At 62.5% G+C, this 26,565-nt stretch carries 22 protein-coding genes; 10 read left to right on the forward strand and 12 right to left on the reverse strand.

Features of this window, described 5'->3' with window-relative positions; genetic code table 11:
• Window positions 1-2 precede the first annotated feature (2 nt).
• From CFB43_RS28390 to tssB, 7 genes are all read right to left on the reverse strand, one after another.
• Window positions 3-260 carry a PAAR domain-containing protein gene (locus tag CFB43_RS28390; RefSeq protein WP_089497479.1) on the reverse strand — a complete coding sequence of 86 codons (258 nt, stop codon included), beginning with the start codon at window positions 258-260 and terminating at the stop codon, window positions 3-5.
• A gap of 47 nt (window positions 261-307) precedes the next feature.
• Window positions 308-691 carry a hypothetical protein gene (locus CFB43_RS38045; protein ID WP_144023119.1) on the reverse strand — a complete coding sequence of 128 codons (384 nt, stop codon included), beginning with the start codon at window positions 689-691 and terminating at the stop codon, window positions 308-310.
• A gap of 507 nt (window positions 692-1,198) precedes the next feature.
• Window positions 1,199-2,002: a hypothetical protein gene (locus CFB43_RS38050; RefSeq protein ID WP_144023120.1), complete on the reverse strand. Its 804-nt coding sequence runs from the start codon at window positions 2,000-2,002 to the stop codon at window positions 1,199-1,201.
• Window positions 1,995-4,661 (reverse strand): glycoside hydrolase family 19 protein, encoded by a 2,667-nt coding sequence (locus tag CFB43_RS28395; RefSeq protein ID WP_089497480.1) that lies wholly within the window; start codon window positions 4,659-4,661, stop codon window positions 1,995-1,997. The genes CFB43_RS38050 and CFB43_RS28395 overlap by 8 nt, the downstream gene beginning before the upstream one ends.
• Window positions 4,662-4,669: 8 nt before the next feature.
• On the reverse strand, window positions 4,670-7,009 hold the full coding sequence (locus CFB43_RS28400) for a type VI secretion system Vgr family protein (RefSeq protein ID WP_089497481.1): 2,340 nt from the start codon (window positions 7,007-7,009) through the stop codon (window positions 4,670-4,672).
• A gap of 76 nt (window positions 7,010-7,085) precedes the next feature.
• Window positions 7,086-8,636, reverse strand: coding sequence for a type VI secretion system contractile sheath large subunit (gene tssC / locus CFB43_RS28405; protein WP_089432315.1), 1,551 nt, complete (start codon window positions 8,634-8,636; stop codon window positions 7,086-7,088).
• Window positions 8,637-8,709: 73 nt separating this feature from the next.
• A complete protein-coding gene (tssB, locus tag CFB43_RS28410) occupies window positions 8,710-9,222 on the reverse strand; it encodes a type VI secretion system contractile sheath small subunit (protein WP_089497482.1) in 513 nt (170 codons plus the stop codon).
• 577 nt (window positions 9,223-9,799) lie between these two features.
• On the opposite strand from tssB, the gene tssK reads away from it, so the two are divergent.
• The 6 genes from tssK (at window position 9,800) to tssE (ending at window position 17,481) form a co-directional block, all read left to right on the forward strand.
• Window positions 9,800-11,149, forward strand: coding sequence for a type VI secretion system baseplate subunit TssK (tssK, locus tag CFB43_RS28415; protein WP_089497483.1), 1,350 nt, complete (start codon window positions 9,800-9,802; stop codon window positions 11,147-11,149).
• Window positions 11,149-11,904 (forward strand): DotU family type IV/VI secretion system protein, encoded by a 756-nt coding sequence (locus CFB43_RS28420; protein ID WP_179254916.1) that lies wholly within the window; start codon window positions 11,149-11,151, stop codon window positions 11,902-11,904. The genes tssK and CFB43_RS28420 overlap by 1 nt, the downstream gene beginning before the upstream one ends.
• A complete protein-coding gene (locus tag CFB43_RS28425; RefSeq protein ID WP_256990128.1) occupies window positions 11,901-13,679 on the forward strand; it encodes an OmpA family protein in 1,779 nt (592 codons plus the stop codon). Before CFB43_RS28420 ends, CFB43_RS28425 begins: the two co-directional genes overlap by 4 nt.
• 94 nt (window positions 13,680-13,773) lie before the next feature.
• Entirely contained in the window at window positions 13,774-14,259 is a 486-nt protein-coding gene (locus tag CFB43_RS28430) for an Hcp family type VI secretion system effector (RefSeq protein WP_089497485.1), read from the forward strand.
• A gap of 94 nt (window positions 14,260-14,353) precedes the next feature.
• Window positions 14,354-17,062, forward strand: a complete 2,709-nt coding sequence (gene tssH, locus CFB43_RS28435) for a type VI secretion system ATPase TssH (RefSeq protein WP_089497486.1) — start codon at window positions 14,354-14,356, stop codon at window positions 17,060-17,062.
• Window positions 17,059-17,481 carry a type VI secretion system baseplate subunit TssE gene (gene tssE / locus CFB43_RS28440; protein ID WP_089497487.1) on the forward strand — a complete coding sequence of 141 codons (423 nt, stop codon included), beginning with the start codon at window positions 17,059-17,061 and terminating at the stop codon, window positions 17,479-17,481. Before tssH ends, tssE begins: the two co-directional genes overlap by 4 nt.
• A gap of 10 nt (window positions 17,482-17,491) precedes the next feature.
• Here tssE and CFB43_RS28445 read toward each other — a convergent pair whose 3' ends face one another.
• Window positions 17,492-18,277 (reverse strand): NAD(P)H-dependent oxidoreductase, encoded by a 786-nt coding sequence (locus tag CFB43_RS28445; RefSeq protein ID WP_089497488.1) that lies wholly within the window; start codon window positions 18,275-18,277, stop codon window positions 17,492-17,494.
• Between the two features lie 86 nt (window positions 18,278-18,363).
• Between CFB43_RS28445 and CFB43_RS28450 the strand changes: the two genes are divergently transcribed.
• Together CFB43_RS28450 and CFB43_RS28455 are read left to right on the forward strand one after the other, a co-directional pair.
• The gene (locus tag CFB43_RS28450; RefSeq protein ID WP_089443068.1) at window positions 18,364-19,257 is read left to right on the forward strand and encodes a LysR family transcriptional regulator; all 894 of its coding nucleotides are present in this window, start codon (window positions 18,364-18,366) and stop codon (window positions 19,255-19,257) included.
• A 164-nt stretch (window positions 19,258-19,421) separates the two neighbouring features.
• A complete protein-coding gene (locus CFB43_RS28455) occupies window positions 19,422-19,826 on the forward strand; it encodes a DUF2471 family protein (protein ID WP_039344831.1) in 405 nt (134 codons plus the stop codon).
• Between the two features lie 197 nt (window positions 19,827-20,023).
• On the opposite strand, the gene CFB43_RS28460 is transcribed toward CFB43_RS28455, so the two are convergent.
• Window positions 20,024-22,057 carry an NADPH-dependent 2,4-dienoyl-CoA reductase gene (locus tag CFB43_RS28460; protein WP_089498174.1) on the reverse strand — a complete coding sequence of 678 codons (2,034 nt, stop codon included), beginning with the start codon at window positions 22,055-22,057 and terminating at the stop codon, window positions 20,024-20,026.
• Window positions 22,058-22,142: 85 nt separating this feature from the next.
• On the opposite strand from CFB43_RS28460, the gene CFB43_RS28465 reads away from it, so the two are divergent.
• Window positions 22,143-23,243, forward strand: a complete 1,101-nt coding sequence (locus tag CFB43_RS28465) for an AraC family transcriptional regulator (RefSeq protein WP_089497489.1) — start codon at window positions 22,143-22,145, stop codon at window positions 23,241-23,243.
• Here the strand turns inward: CFB43_RS28465 and CFB43_RS28470 are convergent.
• Window positions 23,240-24,130 carry a LysR family transcriptional regulator gene (locus CFB43_RS28470; RefSeq protein WP_089497490.1) on the reverse strand — a complete coding sequence of 297 codons (891 nt, stop codon included), beginning with the start codon at window positions 24,128-24,130 and terminating at the stop codon, window positions 23,240-23,242. The two genes, CFB43_RS28465 and CFB43_RS28470, sit on opposite strands and share 4 nt — an antisense overlap.
• 155 nt (window positions 24,131-24,285) lie before the next feature.
• On the opposite strand from CFB43_RS28470, the gene CFB43_RS28475 reads away from it, so the two are divergent.
• Window positions 24,286-24,705 carry an ester cyclase gene (locus CFB43_RS28475; RefSeq protein ID WP_089497491.1) on the forward strand — a complete coding sequence of 140 codons (420 nt, stop codon included), beginning with the start codon at window positions 24,286-24,288 and terminating at the stop codon, window positions 24,703-24,705.
• A 47-nt stretch (window positions 24,706-24,752) separates the two neighbouring features.
• Here the strand turns inward: CFB43_RS28475 and CFB43_RS28480 are convergent, their stop codons facing one another.
• A complete protein-coding gene (locus CFB43_RS28480) occupies window positions 24,753-25,217 on the reverse strand; it encodes an aconitase X swivel domain-containing protein (RefSeq protein WP_089497492.1) in 465 nt (154 codons plus the stop codon).
• Window positions 25,210-26,457, reverse strand: a complete 1,248-nt coding sequence (locus tag CFB43_RS28485) for an aconitase X (protein ID WP_089497493.1) — start codon at window positions 26,455-26,457, stop codon at window positions 25,210-25,212. The genes CFB43_RS28480 and CFB43_RS28485 overlap by 8 nt, the downstream gene beginning before the upstream one ends.
• Between the last annotated feature and the right edge of the window lie 108 nt (window positions 26,458-26,565).

Consider the following 26,565-nt stretch of genomic DNA (forward strand, 5'->3'; position numbering starts at 1 on the left):
GCTTACCGGACCTGCGCTCCGCAGGACGAAGCAATCAGAACGGCCCCACAGCGTGTGTGATCACCGTCTCGCGACAGCGGTATCGTGCCGTCCTTCATGCTGAAGCTGCCTTCGACGATTTCGTTGTCGCCGTGGATCGGGCATGAGACTTTGTCGCCAATGCGAGCAGCCCGGCGGCCCTTCACTTTGATGCGATCCGAGCCGGTCAGGATCTTGCCGCCGTGGCTCGTTGCGTCACCTTCGTATGCGAGATTTTTCATTTGGCTTTCTCGTCAAAATTGGAAAACATCAACTACTCCGGATGCAATCATTTGGCACAAAAATCAATGCTCAAACAATCAATCCATCCAGCAAAACGGCGCCCGTTCTTCGCTAAAAATTCTATTTTCCAGAATTTTGAATCAGATGAAACGTCAACCAACTCAACGAAATCATCCTTTACCAAAAAGATAGGACCCACCTTCGAACTTGATGGGGCATCATGTAAAGATACCCTATCCACCACCACACTTTTCTTACCAGGGTGGCGCCTCGAAAAATCACTTCTTCGCATCTCGATACGGACAGGCCCGTAATAGTCTCCACCTGTCGGTTGCTTGATAACATTCCACAACAACCGATCACCATTTATCGTCATCTCCGCCACCCCACCGACAGCACCAAAAAATGAATAAAAATTCACGGCTGCCATTTTTTATTATTTACAATTCGACCACTTATATTAAAATCCCCATCCGAGCCACAGTCGATTCTGTTTCCAGTTCGTGTGATGAAGCAGTACGCCCCACGAATCTCACCCCTTTCGTTTTCGCTAGCTGTAATCGTGAACGTGGAGTACGGTTTACGTTGCCCAGCAATCATCTCCGTGGAACTCCATCTTCCTGAGAACAGCGACTCCTTTCCCAAAACAAGGAGAGGCATCATCAGCAATAAAGTTCCGGAAAGCTCAAGCAAGAACTTAACTCTAACGTATGCCAACAGCCTACTTTGCATGCTAGTCAAGCCAACCAACTGCATCGATCACCTCATACGTTAGGCTGCACCGAGCAGCACTATTAATTAAATATGCATGCCCCTCACAAACCCAATTTTTATGCAAGCCATCAAACCCACACACCACTGCCATTTATTTCGTTATTCCCCAGCATGCCCCGACAATATTATAAAATACAAAATTACCAACACCATCCATCAGACGCTACCGACCATCGACTCCCTCCCTTTCTTTAGACTCGGCATCCAGCACACTACACATCAACCACATCCCCGTTGATCTAGCACCTCCAGAGTAACGAATCCGACACCACCCTGCACCGACCTTTTCGACCATTGCCCGATCACCCCTTATCAAATATTTTTTTGTCAACCCTTTAATATTAGGCATATCAAAAAGAGCGCTCTTAAACTTCAATTTAACAGGGATTGGCCTATCATCGCCCATCAGCGTCGCAAAAGGAGAGCCTATTGCCAGCCGAACATCCTCTTTCGTCCGATAAGGGAATCTGTAAACCAAACCTTCCCCATTTGACACAAAACCATACCCCGACCCAAACCAATCAGAAGCACGATCATCACGACGCAAAGTGTCTCCAACCAAGTCAAATACATCAACAGAATAAAACAACCCGGATGAATTCGGCTCGACGAGCGAACCCCTGACACTCACCGAATGAATAACAAACATCTTGTCTCGACCACTACGCCTATCATTCAACAAAAAAGCATCAATAATTTCACCGGGAGCATCATCATAAAGCAGCCCCCTTCCCTCCGCTCTTATTGGAAATCCATTTCCGGATAAATAATATAGCGAAATCGAATCAGCACCGACCGGCATCCCAGTCTTAGGGTCCAACACTGGCTCTTGAACAAAACAGACGGCTCCACCTCCCACGCTCAATGGCGGATAACTCTGCTCTCCAAGGAAATCCACACACGTATTCTTCGCCCAGACTGATGCACTTACAAAAGCAGAAATCAGAACAATAAAAATATTAATCATCCAAACACCCCGAAATTAAATATTCGTTAAATATCGGAGAAATTTCCTTCTTGAACTCTCGCCGCTCAGGCAGGCCTGCCAACCCGGGATTTATCGGATAGGTAACTTTTTTTACCCCATTATCACCAACGTTCAACGGATTATCAGCAATCGCGCCAATTCGCCTACTCTTCCAAAACCACAGTCCAGTCTCGATGATAATTCGGGGATCACTCTCAACAAGCTCCGGCTGGCTATCTATTGGAGAAGCAATCTCCTGTGCGCAAATCCTATAAGTTTCATAGTGTGTCAAATGAAGCAAACCACGACCACGAAAATCTTTTCCAGGCTGCTCATTTGCACCAAAACAGTGCTCCGCATAACCAGCATCATTCGCAACCAAATGATCTTGAATCCATTTTATTTTTTCGGAAGAGCTCGAGAAAGATATATTCTTTCTTTTAAATCCGCTATCGATCACCTTTGGGGCGAGATCATACAAACTCTGCCCAGAATAACTTGCATAATTAAGAGATTCTCTAAAAGCAGTAAAGCGTTGAGTTTCGTGCTTTGCCTGCGCTAAAAGATGCTTAATTTGACGACAAGTTTCAACACCGTACTTAGGAAACAAATCAACCGAAGCGCGCACTATTTCCGAGACAAAGTCCGCGCTAGCTCCGGGAGCTATTTTTCTCAAGAATTCAGCAGTCAATGTGATTATTGAACCGCATTTCTTACATACAAGATTATTACCTGACAAATTCGCAGCGATCGCAATTGGGTTGACATGGTGCACTTCAGACCCCGGAAAATCCGATACACCTGATTTCACCTCATCCCACCACGCGAGCTTCTCGATCCGTTTCTGTTCCTCCTCATGCTGCGGCTTCGGCCCCGTCCGCTTTTCCAACTCAACAATCAACTGCTTCCACTTCGACGGATTCGCCCACTCGCTCTCGTGCTTGACGATCAACCGTGACGCCGCTTGCATCAACCATGGATATCCTTCCCGTTCGGTCTTCGACAACGTACAGAGTTCGTCAGCCGCGCGGCTACCATCGCCCTTCGTAAACAGCGCGTCGTACGCCTTGAGCATCAGCGGACTGAGCTTCGAACACGAAGCGCGATCCGGCACATTTTCGCCACTCGCGTAATCAACCCACGCTTGGGTCTCCGCAAAGATCGTATGTGCCGGATCATGCGCATCCGAAACACACTGAAAGTCGATCCACTTTTGTGCGAATTCCCGCGTAACTCGCCCCCCTCCTGAGTGGTTAAAGTCACGCACCCAACCGTCGATCGACTGCCCTTGTTCGTTCACGCCATCAACGTGCCACCAACTTACGGGGAAACCTGGATCGGGATTCGGGCGAGGCTCCGGCACGCGCCGTTCCGAGTTACGTGCCAACTCGGCAAGCGAATACACCTGCACGCGGTCGGTTTTTCTCGATTGCGGATCCGCGCCCTGTACAAATTTGTTGGCCGCCGCACGCTGATACAGCACCGTGCCCGGCTCAATTCGCAGAATCGTTGGATCGGAAGGGAGCCCTAGCGCGACCCAGTCTTCCTTGCGCGGACCGTGTTGGTTGACCCATGCGCGCCCTTGCTCGACGAACGACTCGATGCTGTCGTCGCAAAAGACTTCGATGTGTGCAATTCGAGCACCCGAACTACGTTGATTCAACGAATCGTATCGCCCCAGATGCCCGACCAGGTCTCCCGCCTTGATTGGAATGCCGGGTGTGTCGCCTAGCTTGGCCTGATCTGTAACCACCACAACCTGATCGAACATTGAGTCCTGGACCGTCTCCTGGACGACAGGCCCTCCGTTTCCCTGCCCGAGAAAAACCCACCCGCCGATCGCACTCAACGGCTCGACATATCCACCCGCTTCCTGCGGATACAGCGACGACCCGTGGAGATCCGTCAGTTGTCCCCACGGCTTCCCGTTCTTCGTCTCAATCTTCCCGATGCCGACATGGGCTCCCTGGGGAAGAATAGCAATCGGCACACCGTTCGGCGTCTTGCGAACTCGCAGCCCCTGCTGCGTCGGATCGGGGGCTTGGCCGTTTTTGCCTGACACTGATTTATCCTGCGCATACTGCGTCACCAGCCATTGCCGCGGCCAATACGACGGCTTCTCCCGTTTCGGGAAGTTTGCGTAGTCCTCCCAGGACATCAGGTGCATGTACAAGCTGTAGAACGTCAGCTCCGTGTCGCGCGGGAACTCCATCGTATGCCGCACCAGTGCGAAGCCCGTGCTGTACGGCGCCTCGTACGGCAATCCGTTATCGGTCAGGGCAAGCTTGCTGATTGGATAGGCCTTGTTGGCGCGATACGCGATCAGCACGCCATCGGCGATACAGCGCAATCCCCCATCGAGGTCCAGAGACTGCCCCGCGCCAGCCTCCGTGATATGAATTCCGCCGTGCCACATTCCACTGCTGCTTGCGAGGTATGTCCCGGATGGCTCACGCTCAGCCAGCAACCGATAGATGTCGTGCTCATCGGTGAATCGCGTCGAAGCATCGGACTTGCCGTTCCCTTTGCGCAAAAACGGAAACGCAAACGACAATTGCTTCAGAGCAGGCTTGGCGGGCGCCGGTGCGGGCTTGGGCGGTGCGGGCTTGGGCGGTGCCGGTTGCTTCGGCGTCTTTTTCGGTGTGGATTTGGTCGCCATAGTCGGGCTTACTCCGAGAATCCGAAATTCAATGTGCTCTTCACTTCGTTGAGCGGCGCAGCGGACCACGTCGGGAATTTGAAACTCCCACCGTCGGCGTCGTTCACTGTCAGATTGCCTTTCAGCTCGATCTCGCCCGCAGGACTCCCGAGAACGATCTTTCCGCCTGACAGCTTGATATAGGCGCCCGAGCCGTCCCCGATCGTGACGCCTTTTCGCCCGGTTATCGTGATTTCACCGTCCGACGAACTCATTTGCATGTCCCGCATCGCCATCAGTTCCATGCCGTCGCCTTGCGCCTGAATCTGGACCTTGCCCTTTGCTGCGAAGAGTCGAATCCCGAGCTTTGCCGCAAGGAACGAAATCGCCTCACCGGCAGCCACCGTGATTCGCTTCATGACGCCGAGATCGAATCCGTCGCCCGCCGTGACGAACATCTGCCTGCGTGCAGCGACCTGAACGTGCTGCCCACTTGCGATGCCAACGCCTTCGGGTGCGCTTGCAACAATGACGGGCTTCTGGAGACGGCTCAGCTTCTTCTCGATGAGCTCGCGTTGCTGGTTGGCCTCGGCTTCGAGTGCCTTTGCTGCGTTCGCGGCGTCATTGAGCGAACGCAGAATTTCTTCGGCCTGCGCGAACGTTGCGTCCGCGTCTTGCATCGCAAGCTGATCGCCGGCCGCGCCTGGTTGTGCCTCGGCCGATACGAGCACGCCGTCTGCTGCCCGAATCGACGCATGTCCGTAGGTAGCGAGTTCGGCTCCCATTCCTCGCGCCTTACGATCGGTGTCCACCATGAACCCGAGATTCAACTGACTGGCCTGGAACGGCGTTACCAGGTGGACATGCTCGTTGCCCTCCTTATCCTCCATCCGCAACTCATTCTGCGCAGCCGTCCGAATAAGGTTCCGCGTATGGTTCAGGTTGTTGACCAGATCCGGATTCACACTGTCATGCATCGCGCCGATGATCACCGGCCGGTTCGGATCGCCATCCGTATGGACGATCGCCACCTCCGCCCCGTCGATCAACGGAAAGTGATGCCCGTAGTTGTCGCCGCTATAAGGCTTCGCGAACCGCACCGGCCGGCTCGTGCCTCCCGGGCTCCATTCATCGAGATCGAATGGCAGCTTGATCACATACCAACCCTGCTCGGTCAGATACGCATACTTGTAGTTGCCCGGCGACGTAATCCGCGCCGGCAGAATCCCGTCGACCACCGGCCGCGAAACCGATGCCACCGGCGTACGCCATACACGATCCGACGGAATCCCCTCGAACGCCACCCAGTACGACTCGTTCCGCCCGCCGTGTGATTCGACCGACGTCACGAAAACCCCGTGCTTCGCGTCGACCGGCTTCGGCTCGACCCGCATCACCTCGCCGGCTTCGAGCCAGAACGGATTGCCCGTCCCCTTGAATGTAATCTGCTCGGCCAGATACGCTTCATGCCTCAACCGAGCAACCCGCTTCCCCTCTTCGGGCGTCTCGTAATGCTCGCCCCAGTGGTAATCGACGGCATTCGTCGTCTTGTCGTCGCGCGCCGTGTTTTCCTCGACCAGCAGCGATACCCCGGCCTGCCGATGGTTGTAGTCATGCAACCGCACGGCCTCCGGCACACGCTTCATCTCTCGCCCGAGCGCCTTGATCGCATCGGCGCCAACACTTTCGAGCCCCGAGTCACGCCGATATGGCACCGTGCGCTGCTTGCGCGCATACGCATCCAGATCGTCGCCGAACACGACCACCGCGCGATCCTTCTTCTGCTCCCAGCGAAACCAGATCCCCTCTTCCGCACAAATGCGCTGAATGAAGGCGAACGTCGTCTCGTGATACTGCGTCACGTACTCCCGACGCTTGTACTGCCCACGCAACTGAAACTGAAAATCGACACCCGCGCGATACCCGTAATGCCGCAGCGTGTCGGTCACGATCTCCTCGACCGACTGCTTCTGAAACAGCCGGCTGGTCACGCCACGATCGAGATCCGCCAGCGTCGGTTCCAGCACGACCCGGTAGCGCGTCTCGTCCGCCGACGTCCCAAGCTCGTCGAACTGCGTGATGACACCGTGAACCGTATAAGCCATCGGTTTCGCACTGAACTGCGCCGCATTCTCTCCGAACATCTTCCGCAGGTAATCCATGTCCGGATCGACCGGATCGGCAATGAACTTTGCCGGCCGACCCAGCACCTGGTTCATCGGAATCCCCGCTGTCGGGCTTGTGAATTCGATCTCGTATCGATAAAGCTGGCTCACGCGGTCCAGCCCGGTGAACTTCAGGATCGAGAAAGGCGCCGGATGCGGCGCCAGCTTCAATTCATAAGCCTGCGTAGGCAAAATCATCGACATCGACTCTCTCGGTTGCGCAACCACACGCCGCCGGGACAACAATCGTCACCCCGGCGGATCCTGCTCAAACGTCGGATCAGTTCTTGGCCTTCGGCATCTGCGACACGAGCGACAGCCCGATATCCATCCCTTCGACCTGGAAGTGCGGGACGATGAACAACTTGATCCGGAAGAAGCCCGGGTTGTCCTCGATATCCTCGACCGTGACCTTCGCCTCGCGCAGCGGATGCGACGCCTGCAACTCGTCGCCCGGATCCTTCATCTCGGTCACGAGCCCCTTGATCCAGTTGTTCAGCTCGAGTTCGAGCAGACGACGATCCTTGGTCGTGCCGATGTTCTCGCGCTGGATCAGCTTCAGGTAGTGCGCGATGCGCGACAGCAGGAAGATGTACGGCAGCCGTGCATTGATGCGGCTGTTCGCGGTCGCTTCCTTGGTCTCGTACAACGCAGGCTTCTGCGCCGAGTTCGCGGAGAAGAAACACGCAAAGTCGTGGTTCTTGTAGAACGACAACGGAATGAAACCGAGATTCGCGAACTCGAACTCGCGCGTTTCCGGGATCAGCACTTCGGTCGGGATCTTCGGCTGGTAGCCGGTGCCGAGGTCGTACAGGTGGACCGGCAGATCCTCGACCTTGCCGCCCGCCTGCGGCCCGCGGATCTGCACGCACCAACCGTTGCTCACGAAGCTGCGCACCATGTTCGCCGCGAACGCGAACGACGCATTCATCCACAGGTACTTGTCGTGATCGGGGCCCTTGACGGCCTCCTCGTAGTTGAACGCCCGCACCGGCGCCGTGTCCTTGCCGTACGGCAGACGGCCGAGCACGCGCGGCATCGTCAGGCCCACGTAACGGGCGTCGTCGGTATCGCGGAAGCTCTTCCACTTGATGTATTCGGCGCGATCGAAGTAGTTGCCGATGTCCTGAATCGCCGCGACTTCCTCCATCGACTGCTTGCCGAAGAACGCCGGCCCGACCGAGCCGATGAACGGCATGTGCGCCGCGGCCGCCACCTTCGAAATGTTGCGCAGCAGTGCGACGTCCATCGGCGAATTCGCGAACTCGAAGTCGCTGATCATCGCGCTAATCGGCTGGCCGCCCGGTGTGTCGTATTCCTCGATGTACGTCAGGCGGTACAGGCCGCTCTGGATCAGTTCCGGTGTATCTTCGAAGTCGCGCTGCAGCGCATCCTTCGACACGTCCAGCACTTCGATGCGCGCGTTCTTGCGGAAATCGGTGCGGCTCACGAGCATCTTCAGGCCTCGCCAGCGCGCTTCGAGCGCCTGGAATTCCGACGTATGCATTACGGCGTCGAGCTGGCGGCCGATCTGCCGGTCGATCTGGCCGATATGGAAGTCGAGCAACGATTTGTCGAGACGGTCCACCGGCTGGCTCGCCTTTGCGACGAGTTCGAGGAAAGCGCCCATGCCGCGCGCGATCCGTTCGTCGGCCGATGCCTCGGACAGCATGTCGTTGTCGCGGAACGCCTCGAGCGGGCGCGCCTCGCTGATGGGCTTCAGGTTGATCTTGCTGCACAGCGACGCATAGACGCTGTCGATATCCCCGTGCGGGGCGTCCAGCACGACGGTCTCGGTCGCGCCGCTCTGCTGGGTTTCAGTGGGTTTCATCTCGGGTCCTGTCTGCGATCGAATCGCTACGATGTTGCGGAATGCGCTGAACGCGCGTTTTGCCCAGCGGCGTTCACGCATGCCCTTCCGGCTGCGTCGCGGCGGTCGCGATCTGCGCGAGCTCGCCGCGCAGCTTCGCGGACAGGCGGTCGTCCTTCAGCACCTTCTCGAACTCGCGGCGGAATGTGCCGTTGTCGAGCAGATTCGATTTCAGGTCGCGCAGCAGATTGCGCATCGCGAGAAGCGCCTGCAGTTCGGGAATCTGGCGCGCCACCTGCTCGGGTTCGAAGTCCTTGATCGACCGGAACGACAGGTTGACGGGCAGTTCCGAACCGTCACCGGCCAGCGTGTTGTCCGCGACGATCTTGAGATCCGGCGCGTAGTCGGCCAGCACCGCATCGAAGTTGTTCTTGTCGATGTTGACCTTCTTGCGCTCGGCCAGCGGCGCCTGTTCGCGCCCGGCGCTGAAGTCGCCCGCCACCAGCAGCTTCAGGGGCAGCTCGACCTTCTTCTGCGCCCCGCCCGTATGCAGATCGAGGGTGATCGACACCCGGCTCTTCGGGATCTCTCGCTGAAAGCTATCCAATTCGTTCTCCTTATCTCAGGAAGCTTGAAGACTCCGCGACACGCACCCACGACCACGGATGCTCCGTCGTCCGCATCGCCCATGCCGAACCCCGCAACGTGCATCGACGGACGACCGAGTCGGATATTCGCGGCCCGATATCCGACTCAGGCGGCAGAAAATATCACGGCCTTTATCAACGAGTAAACCAGAAACACAAAAAATCGGAAATTAACGACGAGACGATTTTTTATAATGAGACTGGTCCTATTTTTTGCCCGACCTCCCGACGTAACCCGAAGCGTGCGCACACCATCTGCGACCGCTATCCAATAAAATTTATACCCCCATACAAGCAATTGATTTTCATAAATAAATGCGAACACAACAAGGTCGAAGAATCTTGATAAAAAGCCGCATCGCACAACCCGAACGCCGAAAATCATACTCACCCCCCATAATCTCAAAATAAATTCATCATTTATCTCAATTTAATAGACACGATTTACAACAAATTCCAATTACCCGGGGTATACGAAATCGCAAAACGATGTATAGAATCGGCGCCTCATAATTCCTGGATCATTACAACCACACCATGCGGATCGACAAACCGCTCTGGCATGAAGGGCTGATTCTTACGCAGCAGCATTTCCAGCAGCAGGAACGCTGGAACGGGTTCGCGCTGCAACAACTGGCTTCGGCGATTGCCGTTGAGCCGTGGGGGACGCTGAACGTCGACGTCGACGAAGAGGCTCTTGCCGCCGGTCGCCTGAAGCTCACCCGGCTGCAATTGCGCTTCCCCGACGGCACGCCGATCGACACGACCGTCGCCGATGCGTTGCCGCCCGCGCGCGACCTGACCAGCGAAATTCCTGTCGATGCCCAGACCATCGACGTGCTGGCCGCGCTCGCGCTGCCCGATGCGAACGGCAACAACTGCCGCTTCGACGAAACGGCGCTGGCCCGCCCGCGGCGCGCGTATCGCGAATTCGTCAAGGTGACAGACCTGAACGGCGCAAGCGAAACCGAAATCGCCGCCGAGCGCCACGCCGTCCGGTTGCTGTTCGGCTTCGAGTCGCACGCGGACGACACGGCATGCGCGATCGCACGACTGATACGGACGACAAGCGGACAGTTCCAGGTCGATCGCCGATATGTCCCGCCTTGCCTGACGTTATCCGGTCACGCGCTGCATATCGAGCGCGTCCAACGGATAGCCGATATCCTCGCCGCCAAAAGCGCGATCCTCGGTGCACGCCGCAGCGAGCGCATCGAGCAGGTGGCCGAATACGGCGTCGCCGACGTCCAGCTCTTCTGGCTCCTGAACTGCATTCATCAGGCGTGGCCGCAATTGCGCTTCCTCGCGTCGCACCCGGGGCAGCCGACCGATCGCCTGTACCAGGTACTCACCCAATTGGCCGGCTCGCTGACCACGTTCTCGACGCGTGTCTCGCTGACTGATATTCCCCCCTACGATCATGCGAGCGCCCATGACGTGTTCACAACGCTCGAATCGCTGATTCGCGATCTGCTCGACGCGATCATCCCTTCGCGTGTCGTCTCGATCGGGCTTTCGCATACGACGCCGACCACCTGGGTCGGACAGTTCCTCGACGAGCGCATCGTCGACGGCGCGGCTGATTGGTATCTGTCCGTCAACGCCGCACTACCGGCATTCGAGCTCGTCGAACAGTTCCCGCGCCTGTGCAAGATCGGCGCACCGGACGACGTCCAACACATCGTCAATTCCGCCGTGGCGGGAATTCCGCTCAAGGCTGTGCAGCGGGTGCCCGGCGCCATTCCGGTCCGGCTGGACAACCACTATTTCGCGCTCGATGCGCACGACGCCGCGCATGCGAGGATGCTCGCCGCGCGTGCCTGCCAGATCTATCTGCCGGCGTCGGTTCCCGACGCGTCGATCGAACTCTATGCGGTGCTGCGCTGATGAATACCCTCGTCTCCACGCGTCACGAATCCGCGCTGCTCGCCCGGGAGCCGTCGTCCGGTCACTCGCCTCGAGCGCCGATACGTGCGCTGCTGCGCGATACGGCGCTGCTCGTCTCTCACCTGTCGAACGGCGGTCAGGTCGACAACCATGAGAACCTGCGTCGGCAATGCCTCCGGCTCGTCGCCCAGTTCTCGACAGCGCTCGATGCGCAAGGGATTGCCGCTGACGTCCGGGACGATGCCGTCATCGCCCAGTGCGGGCTGATCGACGAAGCCGCCCTGCGGTATCTGCCGGCCGCCAGCAAGGGGGACTGGGAGTCCCGACCGTTGCAGGTCGACCGATTCGGCACGCACGACGCCGGCACGCGCATTTACGAACGGCTCGAGTTCCGGATGCGCGAACCCGCACCGAACGTCGACTTGCTCGAATGCTACGCGGCCGTTCTCGGCCTGGGATTCCGCGGCCGCTACGCCGCCCGCTCGGGCGCATCGACAGACGCGCACGACGGCGAAGCGAAACGTCAGGCACTGATCGCAGCACTGGTGGCGCAGATAGATCAGTTTCGGCCGGCCACGCGGCCGGGCTTCGTCACCGATCGCTCGAACACGCGTCTGATCGACCGTCTCAGAAGCCTGTCGCCATGGGCGATCGCGGGAACGGCCTGCGTGATCGCGATACTCGTCTGGTTCGCGTGGGATCGCATCCTCGATGCGGAACTGGCACAACTCGTTCAGAAAGTGAAACGGCCGTGACTTCGGACACCACGCTCCCACCTGCCGCCACCCACACCGATTCCGATGCGGCACGCGCGGCCCTGTCGGGCCTGGGCTATCCGCTACGCACGGTCGTGACGCTGTCCGCGGCACTGGCGCTGGCCGTCATCGGTTGGGTGTTGCCCGTCGATCGCGGCGTCATGTGGGGATGGGTGTCAATCGACGTCTTACTCTCCGTGCTGATCCTCTGGCGGCATTCGCGCAGATTGACGCGGGCTCGCGAACGGAACGTACACGTGATCGCGCAGCTCGGCGCAGCGACCGCCGACCTGCCCGTCGCTCTGCGCACGAGAATGCCGCTCGCCCTCGTCACCGGTGACGGCCTGCCGGCCTTGTTCGATCGCGATGCGGCAAGCTCGCGCTTCGTCCATGTCGGCGACGGTGCAATCTGGTTACGCGCAGATCGGCCCCAGGATCTCCCCCGGCTCGCCGTCGCGGTTCGCCAGTGGCGGGACGGCCATGCGCCGGATTGCGTCGTGCTGTCGGTCGCGCCGGGCCTTCATGCGAACGACGATACGCTGTCGCAGTCGCTGCGCGTGATCCGTCAGGCCGTTGCGGATGCGTCACGCATGCTCGGCACGTCGCTGCCGGGCTACGTCGCCCTCTATCAGCGACTCTCGAACGCGGATGCCGCGACGATGTCGGCGGCCGGTGAATCGGCGGCCCAGTGGTATGGCATGTCGACGGGATCTGCAATTGTCGATCTACACCGCTTCGACGCCGCAATCGACGCAGCCGAGTCGGATGCGTTTCATGCCGACGGAAGCCTGGCGGTCGCGGCGCGCGCCGCCAGAATCGCCTCGATGATCGGGTGGAGCCGCCGTGTCGTGTTCGACCCGCTGACGGATCGACGCCAGCCCGCCTCGCCCTGGCCGCTGTTCGGCGCCGGCTGGATCGACCATGGCCCGGCAACGGGCCCCGGCAAACCGTGGGAACGTGAAGTACGCAGCCTGACGGGTATCGCTCCCGCTGCCCTGCCTGCGTCGCCGCTGCCCTGGCCCTTGCCGCAGCCGCTGATCGACGCGACGCCACGCCGGTCGTGGCGATCGCCGCGCATCACCGCCGTCGCGCACGTCATTGCGATCGTTGCCGGTGCTGCGATCGCCGCCATCTGCGGCGCCGGGAAGAACAACGAGGCGTTGATGGCTCGCATCGGCGAGCACCTCGAACGCTACAACGGTATCCCTGCCACGCAGGACGCGGCAAAACGCGACGCGCTCCGAGTCCTTGCGTCGGATCGCGATCAGCTCGACCGGTACGCGCGTGTCGGCGTTCCGCTCCGGCTGTCGTTCGGCACTTATCACGGTACACCGCTGCTGCCGGTCCTCAACGAAGCCATCGCCTCGTATGAACCGCCCCTACCGCCGCCCGCCGTCGTCACGCTGGACAGCATGTCGCTGTTCGACAGTGGCAAAGCGCAGCTCAAGACGGGCACCACGCGCGCGATGGTCGATGCGCTCGCACTGATCAAGGCGCATCCCGGCAAGCGCGTGCTCGTCGCCGGCTATGCGGACGATCAGGGCCGGCCCGATCGCAATCTGAAGCTGTCGATCGATCGTGCGTCGGCCGTGCGCGACTGGCTCGTCGAGGCATCCGGCATCCCACCGACACAGTTCGCGATCCAGGGCTATGGCGATACGCGACCGGTCGCGGATAACGCCACACCGGAGGGGCGAGCAAAGAATCGTCGGGTCGAGATCACGCTCGTTCCCGATACGCCGGTGCCTGCCGTCCCGACCGGTGCCGCGAAGTAATACGCGTTTGGGTTCCCGAGGCGGTCGCCTCGGGTTTGTCAACGCCGGAATCCGATTCCGGCGATTCGTAGTACGAAGAAGAAGGAGTGAACAAATGGCAATTCCGGCCTACATGTGGCTCAAGGACGACGGCGGTGCGGACATCAAGGGTTCGGTGACCGTCCAGGATCGCGAGGGTAGCGTCGAACTGGTTGCATTCGATCACGGTGTGCACATTCCGACTGACGGCAATACGGGCAAGCTGACCGGCACGCGCGTGCATAAGCCGATCACGCTGACGAAGGAGACGGACGCATCGACGCCGTACCTGTACAAGGCTGTGACGAGCGGCCAGACGCTGAAGTCGGTCGAAATCAAGTGGTACCGGATCGACGACGCGGGCAAGGAAAAGGAATACTTCAACACGAAGCTCGACAACGTGAAGATTGTCGCGGTGAAGCCGAAGATGCTCGACATCAAGAACCCCGACTACGAGAAGCACAACCATCTCGAAGACGTGGAACTGCGTTACGAGACGATCACGTGGGCGTACAAGGACGGCAACATCATCCACAAGGACACCTGGAACGAACGTTCCTGATGTGCTGACCGGCTGGCGGAATCCGGCGCGCGTGCGCGACAGGATTCCGCCGCTTTGCGCGCCCGCCCGCTTCCCTTCCTGATCCGCTACCGACATGACGCCGCCTCTCCGGGACGCCTCCCATCTCATTCGTCGCCTCAATCCCCACTGCACACGCGCGCTCGAGGCCGCCGCGAGTCTTTGCCAGACCCGGCTCGCCGACGAAATCGCGGTCGAGCACTGGGTGCTGAAGCTGATCGAAGCGGACGACGGCGACATCCCCGCCCTTCTGCGACACTACGACCTCGATATCGATGCCGTCTGGGATGCCATGATCGATGTGATCGACCGCATGCCACGCACGTTGCGCGGCATGCCGTCGCTGTCGCGACAGCTCGCCACCGTGATCGAGGATGCGTGGGCGCATGCAATGGCCGACGATCCCGGCGGCGCCATTCGCTCCGGGCATCTGCTGCAGGCCATCGTCGATGCGCCATACGTGCTGCGCACCCAGCGGGCGTGGCCACTGCTGTCGATCTCCAGCGTGCAGATCCGGCGCGTGCTGCCCCGGCTCGGACGACGGTCCTGCGAAAACGCAGTGGATGAACCCGTATCGACGCACGAAACCGACCCGGTCGACAGGTTGCCCACCGAAGGAACGACGACGTCGGCCCACGCCGCACCACACCCGCCCGCGCGCGCGATCGAGCATGACGCGCTCGCCCGCTTCGCACTCGATCTGACCGAAAAGGCGCGTCGTGGCGAGATCGACCCCGTCTTCGGACGCGACCGCGAGATCCGGCAGATGATCGACGTGCTCGCGCGCCGCCGCAAGAACAATCCGATTCTGGTCGGCGAGCCGGGCGTCGGCAAGACCGCGCTCGTCGAAGGGCTCGCCTTGCGCGTGGTCGGCGGCAGTGTGCCTGACACGATCCGTGGCACGCGCATCCTGACGCTCGATCTCGGCTTGCTGCAGGCCGGGGCCGGCGTGAAGGGCGAATTCGAGCAACGACTGAAGAACGTGATCGACGAGGTACGCGCTTCGACGACGCCCATCCTGCTGTTCATCGACGAAGCGCATACGCTGATCGGCGCGGGCAACGCGGCAGGCGGCGCCGATGCGGCCAACCTGCTGAAGCCGGCGCTCGCGCGCGGCGAGTTGCGCACGATCGCGGCCACCACGTGGGCCGAATACAAGGAATACTTCGAACGCGATGCCGCGCTCGAGCGGCGCTTCCAGGTCATCAAGGTCGACGAACCCGACGACGAAGCTGCCTGCCTGATGCTGCGCGGGCTTGCGAGCCGCTACGCGAAGCATCACGACGTCCACATCCGCGACGAAGCGATCGTCGCGGCCGTGCGGCTGTCGCGCCGCTACATTCCAGCCCGGCAGCTGCCGGACAAAGCCGTCGACCTGATCGATACGGCCGCCGCACGCGTGAGGATGGCGCTCGACGTACCGCCTGCGGAACTGCAGCAGGCGCGCGCCACACTGGAGGCGCTCGAACTGGAGCGCGCCGCACTCGATGCGGACGCCAGCGCCGGGATCGTCGACATCGCCGAGCGGCGCGCCGCGATCGACAGGGAACACGAAGACATGCGCGACACCGCCGATGCGCTGCTCGGCCAGTACGCGCGGGAACAAGAACTTGTCGGCAACTTGCGCGCCCTCCGTGGCGCAACCGATCAGGCGCCCGACCCGGCAGCCGTTTCCAACGCGCTCGACGCGTTATGGACCGCTCAGGGCAAAGCACCCATGATCTCTGCCGACGTCGATGCGCAATCCATCGCGCGAGTCGTCGCTGAATGGACGGGCGTGCCGGTCGGCAATCTCGTCGAGGACGAATTGCGCAGCCTGCTCGCGCTCGAAGCGGCGCTCACCACACGCGTGGTCGGACAGGATGAGGCGATCGGCGCGTTGGCCGAGAGCCTGCGCACGGCCAAGGCAGGCCTGAAAAGCGAACGTGCGCCACTCGGCGTGTTCCTGCTGGCAGGGCCGTCCGGCGTCGGCAAGACCGAGACCGCGCTGGCGCTCGCCGATCTGCTGTTCGGCGGCGAGGCCGCGCTGACGACCATCAACCTGTCCGAGTACCAGGAAGCGCACACGGTGTCGCAACTCAAGGGCTCGCCGCCCGGTTACGTCGGCTATGGACGCGGCGGCGTGCTGACCGAAGCAGTGCGCCAGCGCCCGTACAGCGTCGTGCTGCTGGACGAGGTCGAAAAAGCGCATCGCGACGTACTCGACATCGTCTATCAGGTGTTCGACCGGGGCACGATGCGCGACGGCGAAGGGCGCGAGATCGATTTCCGCAACTGCGTGATCGTGATGACGTCCAATCTCGGCAGTGTGGAAATCGACGACGCGACAGCCGACGGCGCGTCGATTACGCAGGCAGGCCTGCGAGAGGCCATTCACTCGCAACTGGTCGCGCACTTCCAGCCGGCGCTGCTCGCACGCTTCCAGACGCTCGTCTACCGGCCGCTCGACGCCGCCGCGCTCGCGTCGATCGTGCGCATCAAGCTGGGCAAGATTGCCCGGCGCCTCCATCGGCAACATGCCGTGACACTGACGTACGCCGACGACCTGATCGAATCGATCGCGCAACGCTGCGTGTCGCGGCAATCCGGCGCACGCAGCGTCGACGCGTTCCTCAATCAACGCGTGCTGCCGGTTGTCTCGCACGAACTGCTTGCCCGGATGGCTGAAGGGGTCACGCCGAGTGAAATCCTGCTGTCGGCAGCGCCCGACGGTACGATGACAATCGATTTCACCGACGTACCGCGGGCCATCAATGAAGGCGCAGGCCAACGGAGCCATCGATGACCGCCGGCCCGTCCCTCTACGACATGCTGCTTGGCCAGATCGGCGGCGAACCGATCGGCGCATACGACGACCGCACACTCGAATGCCTGAGCGTTCAGCAGAACGTGCGCCGCATTCTCAACACGCGGGCAGGCGCGCTGAAACACCTGCCCGACTATGGCCTACCTGACCTGACGAACATCTACAAGGCTCTGCCCGCGTCGTCGCATTTGCTCAAGCAGCAGATGGAGGCGACGCTGCTGAAGTACGAGCCACGCATTCGCGCGATCGACGTCGGAATCGTCGATAACCGCGATCCGGGCATCCTCGTCAGCTTCGAGATGACCTGCCACCTGAAGAACGCGGGGCTCGTGCGTTTCGGCACTTACTTTGAACCGCCCGGTCGCCTGCGCATCGAACGGTACGTCGCCCGCTCATGATCACGCGCGATCAGCCCTCGTGCGCCAGATGCACCGCATACCCCGCCTTCCCCGGCACGATTTCTTCCTTCAGCGTCAACGCCGGAATCTGGTAATCGCCCGCATTCTGCCGCCGGAACGGAATCGGCTGCGTGGTCCACAGTTCATCCAGACGCTTGCCGAGCGCCGCGCGCGTTTCGTCGAAGCGCGCGTCGTTCATCTTCCCCGTCCGATAGATCACGAACGGCGGCAGCACGTCGAAGCCTGGGTAATACAGCATCCCGTGCTGGATCGGGAACAGCACGTCGTCGATCGGCCCGTTGATGCCGCGCGGGCTGTAATGCGACTCCCACCCGCCTGCCGTGACGATCACCATCGCGCGCTTGCCGGCAAGCGAACCTTCGCCATAGCGATCGCCCCAGTGCGTGTCGGAATGCTCGCCCACGCCGTAAGCGAAGCCGCACGCATACACGCGCTCGAACCAGCCCTTCATGATCGCCGGCATCGAGAACCACCACAGCGGGAACTGCAGGATCACCGCATCGGCCCGCTTCAGCTTCTCCTGCTCGCGTGCGATGTCTTCGCTTTGCGTACCCGCCGCGAACGCCCGCTTCGAGTCGAGCGACGGATCGAACCGCGCATCGGGCGCACGATCAGTCACGTCGTCCGCGTCGAACGCCGCCTTCCAGTTCATCGCATACAGGTCGGTCACCTGCACCGTGTGGCCGGCCGCTTCGAGATGGGCGACGGAGAAGTCGCGCAATGCGCCGTTCAGCGAACGCGGTTCGGGATGGGCATAGACGATCAGCACATTCATGTTCGGTACTCCGTTGATTGAATGACTGCAGGATGCCACCGCCAACGGTATATTTGAAATGAATTCCTGATATTCCAGGTATATCCATGAATAATCTCAGACGACTCGATCTCAATCTGCTCGTCACGCTGGACGTGCTGCTCGCCGAGCACAACGTCACGCGCGCGGCCGAGAAACTGAACATGTCGCAGCCGTCGGTGAGCGTGCAATTGCAGAAGCTGCGCGACGTGTTCGGCGATCCGCTGCTGCTGCCGGGGCCGCGTGGAATGCGGCCGACCGCGCGCGCGGAAGCGCTGCGCGAACCGTTGCGCGATGCGCTCGAAGCGGTCGAGCGCGCGGTCATTCCGGCCACGCCGTTCGATCCCGCGACCGCGACGAACACGTGGCGTGTGGCCGCGACCGACTACGGCGAATCGACGATCGTGCTGCCCGCGCTGAACGCGCTTCGTTCGGCCGCGCCCGCCACGCGCCTCGCCGTGGTCGAGCTGGTACCGCCGCGCATCGAGCAGGATACCGAACGAAACGGCATCGATCTCGTCTTCCACATGACCGAAGCGTCGCCGCCCGGCATGCGGCGCTTGCCGCTGTTCGCCGAGCGTTACGTGCTCATCGGCCGTGCCGGGCACCCGAAGCTGAAGCGGCGCCCGACGCTCGCGCAGTTCGGCACGCTCGAGCACGTGATCGTGTCGCCCGACGGCGGCGGCTTCTTCGGCGTGACGGACGAAGCGCTCGCAAAGGTGGGCGCCACGCGGCGCGTCGTGCTGTCGGTGCCGCATTTCCTGTTCGTGCTGTCGGCCGTGGCCAGCACCGATCTCGTCGCGATGGTGCCCGAGCGGCTGGTGCGCGACGTGCCCGCGCTGCGTGTCGTGGCAGCGCCCGTCGACGTGCCCGGCTATGAAATGTCGATGCTGTGGCACGAACGCGTGCATCGCGATCCGGCGCATCGGTGGTTGCGGGAGACGATCGCGGCAGCGGTGTAGATCGGTCGCGTGCCCGGGGCGGCCGCCCGCTTCGATCGCCATCGCACGAAATCCTTCATCCGGGGCTTGAAACCGCGCCAAACACTGTATATATTTACAGTGCTTTTGCACCATTTGACCCGAATTCCGTCATTCACAGACGAACGGACTTTTGTGAGGCGACCATGTTCCAGGCATCCGCATTCGATCCCGAGCAACCCGGCTTCAACCCCGTCCACTTCGAGCGCGCCGCGCAGCGGGCGGTCGTCGATCTGCAGCGTGTCGCGGGCGGCCCCGCGCAGCGGGCGCTCGGCCTGCGGCGCCGCACCCATCCCGCGGCCGTGCGCACGATGAGCTGGCAGGCGCTGCTGAATGTCGAAGAGCTGGCATTCTCGAATGCCGGCTTCCTGAGCCGCAACGACCCGGCCGTCGTCGACGCGTTCATCCGGCTGCGCGACAGCCGCCTGGTCGCCGCGGATGTCGAGGAACCGGTCGACTGGCGCCGCGACGATGACGACCTGCCGGCCATCTACCTGATCGTCAAGGCGATGCTGGAAGCGGAAGAGGAAGAACGGGCCGAAGCGGCCTGAGCCGTGTGATGGCCAATCGCCGTCACGGTCTGTCGGGGTAGCGCCGCCACGTTACGTGGCGACGCGGCCGGCGTTGCGGCTCGTTTCAGTCCTGCGCCGGCGAATCGGTGCAGCAGACGGTGAGCCACGAACGGCCGCGCAGGCGGATCATCGCCACGCGGCGTACCTTCTCGGGTGGCCGTCGCAGCGACCGTCCGTTACAGCCGCGCGGCGAGCCGCGAGCCCTGATCGATCGCGCGCTTCGCGTCGAGTTCGGCGGCCAGTTCCGCGCCGCCGATCAGGTGCACCGAGCGCCCGGCCGCCTGCAGCGGCGCGAGCAACGCGCGCTGCGGCTCCTGCCCCGTGCAGAGCACGATCGTGTCGGCCTCGATCAGTTCGTGATCGGTGCGCTGCTCGCCGTATGACACGTGCAGCCCGCGCGCATCGATCAGTTCATAGTTCACGCCGCCGATCATCTTCACCTGCTTCATCTTCAGCGTCGCGCGGTGAATCCAGCCGGTCGTCTTGCCGAGCCCCTTACCGAGCGGCGCGGCCTTGCGCTGCAGCAGCGTCACTTCGCGCGCGGGCGCCGTCACCTGTGCACGCGTTACGCCACCGCGCGTCGCGACCGGGTCGGTCACACCCCACTCCGCCTTCCACTCTTCCAGATCGAGCGCCGGCGATTCGCCCTCCTGCACCAGATACTCGGCGACATCGAAGCCGATCCCGCCGGCCCCGACCACCGCGACACGCCGGCCGACCGGCTGCTTGCCCGCGAGCACGTCGATGTAGCTGAGCACGTTCGGCCCGTCCTGCCCCGGGATCTTCGGGTCGCGCGGCGCGACGCCGGTCGCGAGCACGATCTCGTCGTAGCCGCCCGCGATCAGGTCGCTCGCGTCGACGCGGCGGTTCAGGTGCAGGTTCACGCCGGTCAGCTCGACCTGGCGGCCGAAGTAGCTCAGCGCTTCATGAAACTCTTCCTTGCCCGGAATCCGCTTCGCCATGTTGAACTGGCCGCCGATCTCGGCCGCGCCGTCGAACAGATCGACCTGATGGCCGCGCTGCGCGAGCACGGTCGAGCATGCGAGCCCGGCCGGCCCCGCGCCGACCACCGCGATGCGCTTCGGCTGCGCGGCGGGCGTGTATTTCAGTTCCGTCTCGTGACACGCGCGCGGGTTCAGCAGGCACGACGCGATCTGGTTCTTGAACGCGTGATCGAGGCACGCCTGGTTGCAGCCGATGCAGGTATTGATCTCGTCGGCACGGCCCTGCGCGGCCTTGACCACGAACTCGGCATCCGCGAGCAACGGGCGCGCCATCGACACCATGTCCGCGCAGCCGTCCGCGAGGATCTGCTCGGCCACTTCGGGACGGTTGATCCGGTTGGTGGTCACGAGCGGAATGCCGACCTCGCCCTTCATCTTCTTCGTCACCCACGCGAACGCGCCGCGCGGCACCGATGTCGCGATCGTCGGCACCCGCGCCTCGTGCCAGCCGATCCCCGTGTTGATGATGGTCGCGCCCGCGCGCTCGACGGCCTTCGCGAGCTGCACGGTTTCGCTCCAGTCGCTGCCGTCCGGAATCAGGTCGAGCATCGACAGCCGGTAGATCAGGATGAAATCGCGGCCGACCGCTTCGCGCGTACGCTCGATGATCTCGATCGGCAGCCGGATGCGGTTCTCGTACGAACCGCCCCACTGGTCGGTGCGCTTGTTCGTATGCATCGAGATGAACTGGTTGATCAGGTAGCCTTCGGAGCCCATGATCTCGACGCCGTCGTACCCGGCTTCCCGCGCGAGCTTCGCGCAGCGGACGAACGCGCGAATCTGCCGCTCGACGCCGCCTGCGCTCAGTTCATGCGGCGCGAACGGCGAGATCGGCGACTTGATCTTCGACGGCGCGACCGCGAACGGGTGATAGCCGTAGCGTCCCGTATGCAGGATCTGCAGCGCGATCTTGCCGTCCTCCGCGTGCACGGCCTCCGTGATCTCGCGATGCCGCCGCGCGGCGGCCGACGTCATCAGCGTGCCGCCGAACGGCTTGGTCCAGCCGGCCACGTTCGGCGCGAAACCGCCCGTCACGATCAGGCCGACGCCGCCGCGGGCGCGTTCGGCGAAATATTCGGCGAGCCGCGGCAGCGTCTTGCGGCTGTCCTCGAGGCCCGTGTGCATCGAGCCCATCAGCACGCGGTTCTTCAGCGTCGTGAAGCCGAGATCGAGCGGGGCCAGCAGGTGGGGAAAGGTCGTGGTCATGATGAGCGTGCCGATTCGTGCCAGTAAGCGATGCGTGACATCGTAGGCGCGCGCCGCCTTGAACGTGAGGGGGCAAACAGCCATAATGCTTGTCATTTCCGGCCAAGACGACATGACTTCCGCTCTCGCCAAGGACCGCCTCGGGCTGCGCCGGCCGACGATTCCGGTCGCCTATACACGGCTGTTGCTGCAGGCGCTGGCCGCACGCGGGGTCGATCTGGCCGCCGTGCGCGCCGGCACGGGCCTGCGCGATGCGGTATTGGCCGAACCGGACGCGCGCGTCGCGCCGTCGCAATGGGGGCGGCTCGTGCTCAACGCGATCGAGATCGGCGGCGATCCGGGCATCGGGCTCGCGTTCGGGCTGCTGCTGAAGCCGACCGTGCACGGCTTTCTCGGCTACGCGACGCTGACCGCGCGGGACATCCGGGAAGCGCTCGCCGTCACGCAGCGCTACTTCCGGATGCGCAATCGCCAATACCGCCTGACCTATGAAGAAGACGAACGCGGCGCGACGCTCGAACTGCACGGCGTGCAGGCGAGCCCCGTGCTGCAGCATCACGTGATGTTCGAATTCGTGTTGACCGGGCTTGCGCAGAACATCTCGCAATGGGCCGGACGCGTGTCGCCGCCGATCCGGCTGCAATTCGCGTGGCCGGAGCCGCCCTATTTCGCGCGCTATCGCGATCAGTTGCCGCCGGTCGAATTCGGCTGCACCGCCAACGCGCTGTGGATCGCGCGCGACGTGCTCGACTGGCCGCTGCCGCTCGCCGACGAAGTCGCGCACCGGCAGGCGCTCGTGCAGGTGGAGCGCGAGTATGCGCAGGTGCGTCAGGAGGAAGGCGATCTCGTCGAACGCGTGCGCGCGGAGCTGGCACGCGGGGCTGGCGACTACCCGGGACCGGAGATGCTCGCCGACGCGCTGCTCGTATCCACACGCACGCTGCGGCGCCGGCTCGAGGAAGCCGGCTCGAGCTATCGGCAATTGCTCGACGAAGCGCGGTTTCGCGACGCGAAGCAGTTGCTCGCCGCGTCGGATCTCGACCTGAAGACGATCGCCGAGCGGCTGCAATTCACCGACCCGGCGAATTTCACGCGCGCGTTCCGGCGCTGGGCCGGGCAGACGCCGAGTGCGTATCGCGAAGCGGCTGCCGGGTTGACGGGACAGACGCCGGACAGCGCACGCTAGTCCGATTCGGTCGTCGCATCCAGGCTCGTCGACGCACGCGCCGTCAGGACTTCGACGAACATCCCGACGAGCGGCTCGACGACGGGCTGCGTGGTCGGGCCCTCACCGATCACCGCGACTTCGGACGCGGGCAGCGCCGGCCATTGCGCGGACGTCGGCAGGATCTTCATGCCGGGCTGCAGGAACGACTTGCCCAGCGCGGTGACGCCCAACCCACCCGCCACCGCAGCCTGCACGCCGGCGAGATTGCTGGCCGTGCAGCCCACCGACCATTCGCGGCGTGCCGCATCCAGGCTTTCGGTCATCACTTCGCGATAGGCGCAAGGCGGCGGCATCATGACGAGGCGCGCAGGGCGGCCCGGGTCGTTCCGGTAGTTTTTCGCGGCCAGCCACACCAGCGGCTCGCGCCAGATCACGCGGCCGCGCAATGGCGTGCCTTCCTGCTTCTGTCGAGCGAAAACCACGTCGAGCAGGCCGGCCCGATGCGCGTCGGCGAGTTCCGGGCTCGATCCGGTGACGAGTTCCAGCTGGACGGCCGGGAAGCGCTCGCCGAAGCGCGCCAGGATGTGCGGCAATTGTGCGTGCACGAGATTTTCGGAGACGCCGAGCCGCAACCGTTCGACTTGCGGCGGCTCCCGCCATTCGTGCATGAACGCGTCATACTGCGCCAGCAACCGCCGCCCGCCGGCGAGCACGCGCTCGCCTTCCTGCGTCAGCCTCAGCGAGCGGCTCGTGCGCTCGAACACGCGCACGCCCAGCGCCTCCTCGAGCCGCAACACCTTCTGGCTGACGGCCGATTGCGAACGGCCGACGACATCGGCAGCCGCCGTGAAACTGCCCGTCTCGGCCACAGCGACGAACGCGTGCAGCAAATCCAGATCCAGCATCGTGCCCCATCCATTCGATAATCTTCTAGATCCAAGAAAGATTATTCGTTTGTCATCTTGTTCGCAAGTTCACACAATGACTGCCTGTCAGCCGGACTCGATCGTGAATCGCGGCAGGCAACGGATCAATGACGCTGTTTCAACGGAGCAGGAAGATGAGCAAACGCAATTCGGTCGAGATCGTCGAGCACTTCTGGCGGGAAGTCTGGCAGGCGCGCAACCCCGACGCGGTGGACGCACTCGTCGCCGAGGATTTCGCGATCACGTCGGGGGGCGTGGTCATCCGCTCGCGCGCGGCATTCAAGACGTGGGTCGCGGCGTTCCTCACGAGCATCGACGACTTCCGGTTCGAAGTCGTCGAAACGTTCCAGAACGAAGCCGGCGACCGCGTCGCGAGCCGCTGGCGCGTGACGGGGAAGAACAACGGGTTCATGGGATCGGCGCCGTGCGGGTCGCCCATCGACATGACGGGCACGGCCGTCTGGCACGTGCGCGACGACGGGCTGCTTCAGCACAACTGGGTCGAACGCAATGCGCTTGAGGTGCACCGGAGCCTGAAGGGCGCGCAGTTGTAACGCTCGGGTGCGGCGAGCACGCGCTCGCCGTGCCGTACTCGGATCGATCAGGCCGAACGCGCCGCGTCGCCGAGGTCAATCCGCGCGCCGCCATCCCCCTCGCCCGCTTCGATCCGCACCTCCCCCGTCGCGGCGACGATCGCGTCGTACACGTCATCGGTTACGCACACCACCGGCACCGCGATCGCATACAGCTCGGCCGCCACGATCGCGCCGATCGAGATGATCAGGTCGCGCTCCTTCAGCACGATCGCGACCGGCCCCGTGCCGTTGCGCACGGCTTCCGCCAGCACGCTGCTGCTCGAACTCGAGCCCTTCGCGTGCGGCATCACCATCACCTTGCCGGCGAGGCTCGCGCCGGCCTGCGGATGCCCGCGATCGACGATCTTTCCGGCGCCCGAGTCGTAGCCGCCCCAGAAGCTGAGCGGCTTGTCGAGCACGAACGGGCGCGCGCATGCGCTGCCCGGCACGAGCGTGTCGCCCGTCATCATCTTCCCCGTCGCCTCAGTCATCGAATCGCACCTTTCCTTCGTACGCCGAACGCACGCATTCGCGCATGCTGCCGTACGCGACCGTCACGCCGATGTTCGCCGGCGCATACGATGCCCATTTCCCCGAATTGGTCATCACGAGCCCCGACAGTTGCTTCATCACCGGCGTGATGTACGTGCAGGTATCGACGACGATCTGGATGCCGCGTGCAGCGAATTTCTCCGCGAGGCCGGCCTCGTCCAGTTCCCACAGGATGAACCGGCTCGTGTTCACGTAGAAATCGCAGGCCGGCTGGCCGTCGAATGCATCGAGCAAGGTATCGAGCGTGCGAAATTCGGCCAGCGAGAAATGCGGCGTGCCGAGCGCCACCGCGACGAGTGCATCGCCGGCCACGCCATGGTTCAACGTGCGACGAATCTCGTCGAGGTCGGCCATCGCGACATCGACCGTCCGTGGCGCCGCTTGTCCGTGCAACGCGGCGTCGAGCGTGGGCGCTTCCGGCGTCACGCCGACCGCATGGAACAGCGCGACAGCGCCACTCGACGCGGCAGCCGCGCCCAGCGCCTTGAGTTCATCTTCCGTGGTGTCCGCCGGCAGCCCGACGATCGCCGGCACGACCGCGCCCGCGATTCTGCCGATCAGCAGCCCGAGCGCGGCGAAATAGATGTCGCGCGACAGCAGGCGACTGAAATCCGGTGCGTTGAACACGATCCGCGCGGCGCGATTCGCTTCGACATGCAGCCCCGCATACGGCGCACGCCCGGTGATCGCGGCAGCCAGGTCGAGAAAATCGCCGTACCGGCTCGTCCGCGCGCCGAGCACCGAGTTCGCGAACACGATCGCGTTCGATTCGGCCCACGCGATCTGCTCGCCTTTCGCGGGACGGTTCTTCAACTGATAGGGCGCGCACGTGAAGCTCGATTCGCAGCCGAGTTGCAGATGCGCGTCCATCAGGCGCTGCGCATCGCGCTGGATCGTGCGGTCGCCGTGGTACAGCTCGGGATGGATCAGGTCGAGCGACCCGACGTTCAGCGTGGTCGGCACCGCGACCTTCGCGCCGGTGTCGACGAAATACTCGACGAAGTCGAGGCTGGTCTGGCCGTGGTAAAGGCAGCCGTCGATATGGGCGGACGTGATGTCGATCAGGTGCGGCGCGGACATCACGTGCGCCGTGCGCGCGACGATCCGCATCGCGCGCGCGACGCCCTCGCCGAAATCCCCGCGCAGCATGGCGCTGTCGCGGTCACTCAACTGCAGCATCGATCGCTCCTCTGGCGCGTGCCGGCGGCGCCGGCTCGTGAAATCCGTCAGGGGACTCTACAACTGGAAATAAAAACTGTCCAGATCGCCATGAATCCGGACAATTTA

The organism is Burkholderia sp. AU15512, assembly GCF_002223325.1.
Taxonomy (GTDB): domain Bacteria; phylum Pseudomonadota; class Gammaproteobacteria; order Burkholderiales; family Burkholderiaceae; genus Burkholderia.

Coding starts and splice junctions, on each gene's coding strand:
- CFB43_RS28430 (WP_089497485.1), top strand. CDS start 13,774: ATGGCAATTCCGGCCTACATGTGGCTCAAGGACGACGGCGGTGCGGAC.
- CFB43_RS28475 (WP_089497491.1), top strand. CDS start 24,286: ATGAGCAAACGCAATTCGGTCGAGATCGTCGAGCACTTCTGGCGGGAA.
- tssE (WP_089497487.1), top strand. CDS start 17,059: ATGACCGCCGGCCCGTCCCTCTACGACATGCTGCTTGGCCAGATCGGC.
- CFB43_RS28445 (WP_089497488.1), bottom strand. CDS start 18,277: ATGAATGTGCTGATCGTCTATGCCCATCCCGAACCGCGTTCGCTGAAC.
- CFB43_RS28390 (WP_089497479.1), bottom strand. CDS start 260: ATGAAAAATCTCGCATACGAAGGTGACGCAACGAGCCACGGCGGCAAG.
- tssH (WP_089497486.1), top strand. CDS start 14,354: ATGACGCCGCCTCTCCGGGACGCCTCCCATCTCATTCGTCGCCTCAAT.
- tssK (WP_089497483.1), top strand. CDS start 9,800: ATGCGGATCGACAAACCGCTCTGGCATGAAGGGCTGATTCTTACGCAG.
- CFB43_RS38050 (WP_144023120.1), bottom strand. CDS start 2,002: ATGATTAATATTTTTATTGTTCTGATTTCTGCTTTTGTAAGTGCATCA.
- CFB43_RS28400 (WP_089497481.1), bottom strand. CDS start 7,009: ATGTCGATGATTTTGCCTACGCAGGCTTATGAATTGAAGCTGGCGCCG.
- CFB43_RS28485 (WP_089497493.1), bottom strand. CDS start 26,457: ATGCTGCAGTTGAGTGACCGCGACAGCGCCATGCTGCGCGGGGATTTC.
- CFB43_RS28470 (WP_089497490.1), bottom strand. CDS start 24,130: ATGCTGGATCTGGATTTGCTGCACGCGTTCGTCGCTGTGGCCGAGACG.
- CFB43_RS28465 (WP_089497489.1), top strand. CDS start 22,143: ATGCTTGTCATTTCCGGCCAAGACGACATGACTTCCGCTCTCGCCAAG.
- CFB43_RS28480 (WP_089497492.1), bottom strand. CDS start 25,217: ATGACTGAGGCGACGGGGAAGATGATGACGGGCGACACGCTCGTGCCG.
- CFB43_RS28395 (WP_089497480.1), bottom strand. CDS start 4,661: ATGGCGACCAAATCCACACCGAAAAAGACGCCGAAGCAACCGGCACCG.
- CFB43_RS28455 (WP_039344831.1), top strand. CDS start 19,422: ATGTTCCAGGCATCCGCATTCGATCCCGAGCAACCCGGCTTCAACCCC.
- tssC (WP_089432315.1), bottom strand. CDS start 8,636: ATGAAACCCACTGAAACCCAGCAGAGCGGCGCGACCGAGACCGTCGTG.
- CFB43_RS28460 (WP_089498174.1), bottom strand. CDS start 22,057: ATGACCACGACCTTTCCCCACCTGCTGGCCCCGCTCGATCTCGGCTTC.
- CFB43_RS28450 (WP_089443068.1), top strand. CDS start 18,364: ATGAATAATCTCAGACGACTCGATCTCAATCTGCTCGTCACGCTGGAC.
- CFB43_RS28420 (WP_179254916.1), top strand. CDS start 11,149: ATGAATACCCTCGTCTCCACGCGTCACGAATCCGCGCTGCTCGCCCGG.
- CFB43_RS38045 (WP_144023119.1), bottom strand. CDS start 691: ATGGCAGCCGTGAATTTTTATTCATTTTTTGGTGCTGTCGGTGGGGTG.